At 37.4% G+C, this 388-nt stretch carries 1 pseudogene; it reads left to right on the forward strand.

The features are described from left to right. A pseudogene (locus GNY06_RS00700) lies at positions 1-220 on the forward strand (IS5/IS1182 family transposase); the annotation flags it as partial. Positions 221-388 lie beyond the last annotated feature (168 nt).

Consider the following 388-nt stretch of genomic DNA (forward strand, 5'->3'; position numbering starts at 1 on the left):
GCAAAGCATTTACTATTATTTCAATAAATGGAGCAAAGATGGCTCTTTCAGAAAGGCATGGATAGGTCTTTCGCTCCTTAATAAAAGAAAATTGGAGATGTCAAGCGTTCAGTTGGACGGCAGCCACACCCCAAGCCGAATGGGAGGTGAAAAGCTAGGCTATCAGGGTATAAAAAATGCAAAAACCACCAACAGCATTTTTCTGTGTGATAACCAGTGACAATTGTTGGCAATGTGAAGTCCAAAATGTGGCCATCATCATGATTTATACCAAATAGAAGTTAGTTTGAAAGAAATCCTGTAACCTCTAATCGAAGCAGATATAGATAATAATGGATTTTTTCTGAATGCTGTTGCAGGATTTGACAGTGAAAATTTAAGACAAATA

The sequence above is a fragment of the Elizabethkingia argenteiflava genome (assembly GCF_009904105.1).
Lineage (GTDB): Bacteria > Bacteroidota > Bacteroidia > Flavobacteriales > Weeksellaceae > Elizabethkingia > Elizabethkingia argenteiflava.